The 8,631-nt window shown below is 63.5% G+C and carries 5 protein-coding genes and 3 pseudogenes; 5 read left to right on the forward strand and 3 right to left on the reverse strand.

The features are described 5' to 3' along the window. Window position 1: 1 nt before the first annotated feature. Window positions 2-1,272 (reverse strand): annotated as a pseudogene (locus K728_RS18555) (aspartate aminotransferase family protein). A 148-nt stretch (window positions 1,273-1,420) separates the two neighbouring features. Between K728_RS18555 and K728_RS0105985 the strand changes: the two are divergent. From K728_RS0105985 to K728_RS0105995, 3 genes are read left to right on the forward strand one after another with little or no spacing between them, the layout of a single operon-like run. Further along, window positions 1,421-2,602: a M24 family metallopeptidase gene (locus tag K728_RS0105985; protein ID WP_024476187.1), complete on the forward strand. Its 1,182-nt coding sequence runs from the start codon at window positions 1,421-1,423 to the stop codon at window positions 2,600-2,602. Between the two features lie 3 nt (window positions 2,603-2,605). Next, window positions 2,606-3,859: an aminotransferase-like domain-containing protein gene (locus K728_RS0105990; RefSeq protein WP_024476188.1), complete on the forward strand. Its 1,254-nt coding sequence runs from the start codon at window positions 2,606-2,608 to the stop codon at window positions 3,857-3,859. Beyond that, the gene (locus tag K728_RS0105995) at window positions 3,856-5,091 is read left to right on the forward strand and encodes a M20 family metallopeptidase (RefSeq protein ID WP_024476189.1); all 1,236 of its coding nucleotides are present in this window, start codon (window positions 3,856-3,858) and stop codon (window positions 5,089-5,091) included. Before K728_RS0105990 ends, K728_RS0105995 begins: the two co-directional genes overlap by 4 nt. Window positions 5,092-5,153: 62 nt before the next feature. Here K728_RS0105995 and K728_RS18560 read toward each other — a convergent pair whose 3' ends face one another. Continuing rightward, window positions 5,154-5,573, reverse strand: a complete 420-nt coding sequence (locus K728_RS18560) for a DUF3830 family protein (protein WP_084442834.1) — start codon at window positions 5,571-5,573, stop codon at window positions 5,154-5,156. A 185-nt stretch (window positions 5,574-5,758) separates the two neighbouring features. On the opposite strand from K728_RS18560, the pseudogene K728_RS18565 reads away from it, so the two are divergent. Further along, a pseudogene (locus K728_RS18565) lies at window positions 5,759-6,091 on the forward strand (pyridoxal 5'-phosphate synthase lyase subunit PdxS); the annotation flags it as partial. Between the two features lie 205 nt (window positions 6,092-6,296). On the opposite strand, the gene K728_RS0106010 reads toward K728_RS18565, so the two are convergent. Continuing rightward, window positions 6,297-7,295, reverse strand: coding sequence for a D-2-hydroxyacid dehydrogenase (locus tag K728_RS0106010; RefSeq protein ID WP_024476192.1), 999 nt, complete (start codon window positions 7,293-7,295; stop codon window positions 6,297-6,299). Between the two features lie 64 nt (window positions 7,296-7,359). Here K728_RS0106010 and K728_RS18570 point away from each other — a divergent pair. Next, window positions 7,360-8,630 (forward strand): annotated as a pseudogene (locus tag K728_RS18570) (aspartate aminotransferase family protein). The last annotated feature ends 1 nt before the right edge of the window (window position 8,631 follow it).

Consider the following 8,631-nt stretch of genomic DNA (forward strand, 5'->3'; position numbering starts at 1 on the left):
TTCAGGCCCCAGTCGTGGCGGGCACGGCTCCGGTGACGGCGCCGACGGCGTTTTCGAAGCGTTCGAGGCCGGTGGTGATTTCGTTGGCGGTGACGACGAGGGCGGGGATGAGGCGGACAACGTTGCCTGCGGGTCCGCAGGTGAGGGTGAGTAGGCCCTGGGTGGTTGTGGCCTGCTGGACTGCTGCGGCGGTGGCTGCGTCGGGGGTGCCGTCTTCGGCGGTGAACTCGATGCCCTGCATCAGGCCTTTGCCGCGCACGTCACCGATGACCGGGAAGCGGTTCTGGATGTCTTTCAGGCCGGACTGGAGCTGCTCGCCGCGGATCCGGGAGTTCTCCACGAGCCCTTCATCCCGGACGACGTCCAGGGTCGCGACGCCGGCGGCGGCGGAGACGGCATTGCCGCCGTAGGTCCCGCCTTGGGAACCGGGCCAGCCCTTGGACATCGTCTCGGTCGAGGCGGCGATCGCGGAGATCGGAAAACCCGAAGCGATGCCCTTGGCGGTGATCAGGATGTCCGGGGTCGCGGTGGAGTACTGGTGTCCCCAGAACTTGCCCATCCTGCCCACCCCGGCCTGGACCTCGTCAAAGATCAGCTGGATGCCGTGCCGGTCCGCGCGTTCACGCAGGCCTTCCAGGAACGCCGGCGGGGNNNCCCGCCGTCACCCAGGGCCGGTTCGATCAGGAACGCCGCCGTGTCGTTCGGTGCGGTGCGGGTCTGCAGCAGGTAATCGAGTTCCTTCAACGCGAACGCCACCGTGGCAGCCTCGTCCCACCCGTACCGGTACGCATACGGGAACGCGGACATGTGCACACCGGACATTAACGGAGAGAACCCGGCAGAGAACTTCGTCCCGGCAGTGGTCAACGACGCCGCAGCGACCGTCCGGCCGTGGAAGCCGCCCTGGAACACCACAATGTTCGGCCGGCCCGTGGCCATCCTAGCCAGACGGACCGCAGCCTCCACCGCCTCCGAACCCGAATTGGCGTAAAACACCGAATCCAGGCCCTCAGGCAACACCTCACCGAGCTTCTCGGTCAACTCCAGCAACGGCTTATGCATCACTGTGGTGTACTGCGCATGAATAATTTTGCCCACCTGCTCACGGGCAGCTTCCACCACCCGCGGATGGCAGTGACCCGTACTCGTCACACCAATACCGGTCGTGAAATCCAGGTAGGACTGGCCATCAGTAGCATGGATCCAGCTGCCCAGGGCGTGATCAACCACCAAAGGAGTTGCTTGCTTCAAGAGAGGGCTAAGGGAAGTCATGCGTTCTATGATCCACGTCACATCTGCTTATTGTCAACAATCAGGTGATCGCGCAGTCCCATGCCGCGGCAGCATCCACGCGAGTTATGTGATTCAGAGCACATGCAGTAGATTGTAAACAATCTACTGCCGTTTTTGGAGGTGTCCTTTGCTGTTCAGCGAAGAGGAGTACGCGGTACGCCTTGCTGGCGCACGGGTTCGGATGGACAATCAGGGCCTTTCGGCCTTGCTGGTAACCGACCCGGCGAACATCTACTATCTGACCGGGTACAACGCGTGGTCCTTTTATACCCCGCAGGTGGTCTTCGTGCCTGCTGATGGACCCATGCTCTTCTTTGCCAGGGCCATGGATGCCAGCGGTGCCTCCCGCACAAGCTGGCTGCCTTCGGAGTGCATCGTGGGGTACCCGGAACAGTATGTCCACCGGCCGCATGTGCATCCCTTTGACTGGGTGGCCTTTGCGCTGCGGGAGCGCTATCTCATCGCCCCCGCAGCCAAGGGTTGTGTGGGGCTGGAAATGGACTCGCACTTTTTCTCCCCAAAGGCGTACCGTTCCCTCGTCAACGCCATTCCCGAATGGACCCTGGTGGATAGCTTCGAGCTGGTGAACTGGGTCCGTTCCATCAAGTCCCCCGCAGAAGTGCAGCTGATGCGCGGCGCAGCGCAGGTCTGCATGGCAGCGATGCAGGCTGCCGTCGAAACGATCGACGTCGGCGTCCGCCAATGCGACGCCGCTGCCGCCATCAGTCAGGCCCAGATCAAGGGCGCCGGCGGCATCGGCGGAGACTATCCGGCAATTGTGCCGATGCTCCCCACCGGGGAGGCCGCGGACACTCCGCACCTGACCTGGAGCGAGGACCGCTTCGAGGCCGGCCAGGCCGTGGTCATCGAACTGGCCGGCGCCCACCAGCGCTACCACGTCCCGCTGGCGCGCACCCTGACCCTGGGCAAGAAGCCGGACCGCCTTGGAAAGTTGGCCGACGCCGTCGCCGACGGGCTGAACGCGGTGCTGACCGAGGTGCAGCCCGGTGTTCCCGTGAGCGAGCTTGCCCGGGCCTGGAACTGGACGCTGGCCAAGTACGGCCTGGAAAAGCCATCCCGCATTGGTTACTCGATCGGTGTCGGCTATCCGCCGGACTGGGGGGAGCGCACGATTTCCATCCGCTCCGAGGACGAATCCGTCCTGGCGGAGAACATGACCTTCCATGTGATCGGCGGAATGTGGATGGACAACTACGGCTACGAACTCTCCGAATCGATCCGCGTCACCGCCGACGGCGTGGAAACCTTTACCAGCTACCCCCGCGAACTCATCCAGAAAGGCGGCTAGGCCATGACTGTTGACCACTTTGCCACCCGATCCCGCACCCCACTGCCTTTGGCTGATCGTACAGCCGACCTCGTAGGCTCGGTCATTGATTCCAGCACTTCCCTGCTGGCCGCGCAGACGCACGACATTGTCCGCTTCGCCATGGGCTCTCCGGCGGACGAAGCCATCCCGCTGGCTGAGTTCCGCGACATCGCGGACAAGGTCATCGACCACAGCTCCATGACCTACGGCGCCACCGAGGGCGAGCCTGTGCTGGTGAAGGCCCTCGTGGAATACCTGGCCGGCACCTCCGACCCGACCTCCGAGGAACGAGTCACCATTACCGCCGGCGGCATGCAGGGCCTTGACCTGGCGTGCAAGATCTTCATCAACCCTGGTGACCTTGTCATCGTGGAAAGCCCGACCTACACCAATGGCAGCGCCACTGCACTGAGCTACGGCGCTGAGCTGCTCGAGGCACCCATGGACGAGAACGGGCTCATTGTGGAGGCGCTGCCGGAGCTGGTGAGGGCTGCGGGCCGTACGCCCAAGGCGATCTACACCATCCCGAACTTTCAAAACCCCTCCGGGACCACGCTCTCCCTGCCGCGCCGCCATCAGCTTCTGGAGCTGGCGCACGAGTGGAACTCGGTCATCATTGACGATGACCCGTACGGGTTGCTGCGTTTCGAAGGCGAAGACCTGCCCTCGCTGCAAGCGCTGAGCCCCGGGGATCCGCTGTTGTTCTCCGTCCGGACCTTCTCCAAGATCCTGGCCCCGGGCCTGCGCGTGGGCTGGGTTGACACGGATCCCGCGTTGCGCCAGCTGGTCATCAATGCCAAGCAGGCCATGGACACCTGCGCCAATGTTCCAGCCCAGCACATTGTTGCGGAGTTCATCCGCCGCGGCGGCCTGGACAGCCACCTCGCCGGTCTGCGCACTGAGTACAAACGCCGCAAGGACTCCATGCAGGAAAGCCTGCGCCGACACCTGGGCGACAGGGTCACCACCACCGATCCCAAAGGCGGCTTTTTCCTCTGGCTTACGCTCCAGGGCGAGGACGCACAGATCTCCACCACCAAGCTCTTCGAGACGGCGCTGACCGAAGGCGTAGCCTTCATCCCGGGGCCAGCCCTGTCCGCCAGCGGAAAGTTCGGCGACGCCCTGCGGCTCTGCTTCGCCTCCACCACACCCGAACGGGCGGAGGAAGGCATCATGCGGCTCCGCCGCGCCATGGACCGTGAATTGGACGCCCGGAAAGACGGAGCCAGCGCTTGAAAACTGCCGCTCTTGAGCAGAAGGCACAGCGGGATCCTGCCCAGCACGCCTTGGAACAGCAGGTCCTTAAGCTGATCAACGAGGACGACATCGTCGCGCTGACCACTGCCCTGGTAGCCGCTGCCGGAGAAAACCCCGGCGGCACCGAGGAGGCAACGGTGGAGGTCCTGAAAAGCTTCAGCACGGGTGCAGGCCTTGAAGTGGCAACTCAAACGGTAGCGCCGGGACGGCCGAATTTCACGGCCGTCCTGCCCGGTGGAGCACGGCCGGGTCTGCTTTTCCTGGCCCATTCTGATGTAGTGCCCGCAGGGACCGGCTGGGAGCGTCCGCCGTTTGAGCCATATGTACGGGACGGCAGACTCTTCGGCCGCGGTTCCACCGACATGAAGGGCGGACTGGCAGCAGTCCTCATTGCCCTAAAGGCCCTTAAGGACGCTGGGGCAGAACTGCCCGGAAACGCGGCGCTGGCCTGCACGGTGGACGAGGAGGACCTGGGCATTGGCATACGGGCCTTCACCTCCGCCGCGTTGGCGAATCCGGCGTTTCCCTACTCGGGATGCGTGGTGGCCGAACCCACCGACCTCGAAACGGTGATCGGCTGCCGCGGCGACAGCTACATCGAGCTGAAAGTCACCGGCAAATCGGCCCACTCCGGCCGTCCCGCTGATGGCCGGAACGCCATCGACGCCGCCGCAAAAATCCTGGAACTTGTCCGTGCGGACCACGACAGGCTGCAGGCAGACCAGGACGCCCTGCTGGGCTCCGGAAGCTGGAACATCGGCCTCATCCGGGGCGGAACCGGAACATCCATGGTGGCTGCCGAGTGCACCGTTTCCCTAGACCGCCGGCTCATGCCCGACGACGACGCCCAGCTGATTCTGGACCGGCTCCGCACGCAGATCAGCGAAGCCCGCATTGATACTGATGGCATCTCGGTGAAGGCAGCTGTCACTATGGAGATGCCGGGCTTCCGAACTCCCGAGGATCACCTGCTGGTGACCAACTCGGTCGCCGCACTGGCCGACGCCGGCGTGAGCAGCGATGTCACCGGCTGGACGGCTGCCTGCGACGGTGGCTTTATCGCCCGCGACCTCGGCGTCCCCGCCATCGTGATGGGACCTGGCGGACTCAACGACCAGGCCCATCAGGTCAACGAATCGGTGAGTATCGCCGAGCTTGTGGCGGCGGCCCGCGCCTACGCCCTCATGTGCCTGCGGCACAACGCTAACTGACTGACCGCAGAATGAAAGAACGGCTGGCTGCACGTTATGTGTAGCCAGCCGTACTTCCTCGCTTAGGTATCCGGCTTTGTCTCAAAGTCGTCAGCGCGGGAGAAAGTCAGCGTCTCATCGCGCGCAAACACATTTCCGGGAACCCAGCCCGTGTCGACGTTGAGCAGCAGGTTGCTGCGGCCGCAGAAGACAGCCAGGTCAACGATGGTATGGACCTCACCCGTGTCCGAATCCGCCTCGTTGCCATGCGAAGCCGTCTTCAGATCATTGGACGTGAATGTGAACTGACAAACGTCGCAGGGGATCGGTGAGACCGTGGTGTTCTCGGCCCCGGGCTCCTTCGGATCGAAGGCCGGAAACAGATTGTCGATCTCGTTCCGGGCGTACTTGCCGTGGAACACCTGGCTACTCTGCGGCAGGGCGTCCCAGACCGCTTTGCTGGTGCGATGCGCGACATCGTCGAGGAGGAGCGCCCCCGGGATTGAGGTGCATACTAATAGTGCACGCTGCTTACTTCCGGGTTGATCTCAGGCTATGTGGGCTGCGTCAAGATTGTCCACAATCTCACCGCCCTTCTTTCATGATTCATGGATTCATGGCGGCACGCACTCGACCGACGTATTATTATCGACAATAAAAAACAGGTCCAGTTGTCGAGAGGACCTGCATGAGCCAAAACGAAGAAACTGCATCCACCAGCGTTAGGGGCAGCAACCGCGTGAAGCACTCCATGGCCGAGATACTCAAGGGCGGCGTCATCGTGGACGTCGTCAACGTCGGGCAGGCCCGCATTGCTGAGGATACCGGCGCCATGGCAGTCATGGGGCTGGAACACGTTCCCGCCGACATCCACGCCCAGTGCGGCGTGTCCCGTAGGTCCGATCCGGACATGATCGAGACAATCATCGCGGCCGTGTCCATCCCGGCCATAACGAAGGTCCGGATCGGCCACCTCGTCGAGGCGCAAGTCATTCAGACCCTCGGTGTGGATTACATCGAAGGACGTCGCAGAGAGCCATGAAGTAGGCGATGCCACCACCCTCGCTGACAACACCGTCATGGCACTGATCGCCAGCTCACCGCGCAAGTAAATCTGATCACTCAAGTAGAGTACGGCGACGGCGCTTCCCACGACGGTGGGCGGCGCTGTCGCCGTCGCATGTCATTCCCTGGTGCGGGAGAGGGCTACCTGGTTGGGTGGGGAGCTACTTCGTGACGTAGCCCAGCTTCTTGTCCACCCGGTTGACCAGGGGCCTGCTGTGCAGCCAGAGGCCCAGGTTCTTTTCGAATTGGTGGGCCAGCGTCTCACGCCAGCCCAAGACATCGCCGGACATGTGGGCGGAAATGTGGACGTTGTCCATGCCCCAGAATGGGTGGTCGGCCGGCAGCGGTTCTACATGGAAGACATCCAGCGAGGCTGCCGCGATGGCACCGCTCCGGAGGGCCTCCACCAGAGCGTCTTCGTCAACGAGGGCGCCCCGGCCGACATTCACCACGTGCGCGGATGGCTTCATCGCCTGCAACACTTCGGTGCTGAGGATGCCGCGGGTGTCCTCGGTCAGGGGGGCGATCATCACCATGTGGTCTGCCCAGCTGGCGTGGCTGGCCAGGTCTGCGCTGGAAACCACCTCGTTGAAGTCGGCATCCTGGCCGCGCACGGTTCGCCCGGCGCCGAGGACATTCAGGCCCACGGCTTTCAGGAGCCTGGCCGTAGCCCGACCGATGCCCCCGGTGCCGACTACCAGGGCGTTCTGCCCGGCTGTCCGTTGGACTTCGCGGTGCTGCCACACCTTCTGCTGCTGAAGGTCCTTGCTGATATGCAACTGCTTGTCGTGCGCGAGGACCGAGGCAAGCACAAACTCCGCGATGGACTCGTCGAAGGCGCCGTGGGCGTTGGTGACCAAAACGTCGGACTCGCGCAGTTCATCGAAGAGCAGGGAGTCCACGCCCGCCGCCGCAACATGCACCCAGCGAAGCGAATCGGCCTGCTGCCAGGCATCCCGTAGTGCAGTGGAGAAGAAGTCCCAGAGAAAAATGACCTCGGCGCCCGGAAGCGCCCCGGCCAGCCCGGCCGCATCTGTCATCACCACATCGGCGTGCTGTCGGATGTTATCGAGGTTATGAGGAGGAGTAACCCCCTCCGTCGTCAGAATGACAACCTTTGGCCGGCTCGTTGTGTCCGGCGTCTTATTTAGCGTGTCCACGCCTCCACTCTAGTTGCACGTGGCGATTGTTGACAATCATTCAATCTGGGGGACAATTGTGTCTATGACTTCCCTTAGCCCTCTCTTGAAGCAAGCAACTCCTTTGGTGGTTGATCACGCCCTGGGCAGCTGGATCCATGCTACTGATGGCCAGTCCTACCTGGATTTCACGACCGGTATTGGTGTGACGAGTACGGGTCACTGCCATCCGCGGGTGGTGGAAGCTGCCCGTGAGCAGGTGGGCAAAATTATTCATGCGCAGTACACCACAGTGATGCATAAGCCGTTGCTGGAGTTGACCGAGAAGCTCGGTGAGGTGTTGCCTGAGGGCCTGGATTCGGTGTTTTACGCCAATTCGGGTTCGGAGGCGGTGGAGGCTGCGGTCCGTCTGGCTAGGATGGCCACGGGCCGGCCGAACATTGTGGTGTTCCAGGGCGGCTTCCACGGCCGGACGGTCGCTGCGGCGTCGTTGACCACTGCCGGGACGAAGTTCTCTGCCGGGTTCTCTCCGTTAATGTCCGGTGTGCACATGTCCGCGTTCCCGTATGCGTACCGGTACGGGTGGGACGAGGCTGCCACGGTGGCGTTCGCGTTGAAGGAACTCGATTACCTGCTGCAGACCCGCACCGCACCGAACGACACGGCGGCGTTCCTGATCGAACCGGCCCTGGGTGACGGCGGGNNNCCCCGCCGGCGTTCCTGGAAGGCCTGCGTGAACGCGCGGACCGGCACGGCATCCAGCTGATCTTTGACGAGGTCCAGGCCGGGGTGGGCAGGATGGGCAAGTTCTGGGGACACCAGTACTCCACCGCGACCCCGGACATCCTGATCACCGCCAAGGGCATCGCTTCGGGTTTTCCGATCTCCGCGATCGCCGCCTCGACCGAGACGATGTCCAAGGGCTGGCCCGGTTCCCAAGGCGGGACCTACGGCGGCAATGCCGTCTCCGCCGCCGCCGGCGTCGCGACCCTGGACGTCGTCCGGGATGAAGGGCTCGTGGAGAACTCCCGGATCCGCGGCGAGCAGCTCCAGTCCGGCCTGAAAGACATCCAGAACCGCTTCCCGGTCATCGGTGACGTGCGCGGCAAAGGCCTGATGCAGGGCATCGAGTTCACCGCCGAAGACGGCACCCCCGACGCAGCCACCGCCGCAGCAGTCCAGCAGGCCACAACCACCCAGGGCCTACTCACCCTCACCTGCGGACCCGCAGGCAACGTTGTCCGCCTCATCCCCGCCCTCGTCGTCACCGCCAACGAAATCACCACCGGCCTCGAACGCTTCGAAAACGCCGTCGGCGCCGTCACCGGAGCCGTGCCCGCCACGACTGGGGCCTGAA

Origin of the sequence: Arthrobacter sp. CAL618 (assembly GCF_000468215.1) — a bacterium.
In the GTDB taxonomy this organism is placed as follows: domain Bacteria; phylum Actinomycetota; class Actinomycetes; order Actinomycetales; family Micrococcaceae; genus Arthrobacter_D.

What these genes read in the sequence shown, in the direction of transcription:
- K728_RS0105990 (WP_024476188.1), top strand. Translation starts at nt 2,606, where the DNA reads ATGACTGTTGACCACTTTGCCACCCGATCCCGCACCCCACTGCCTTTG.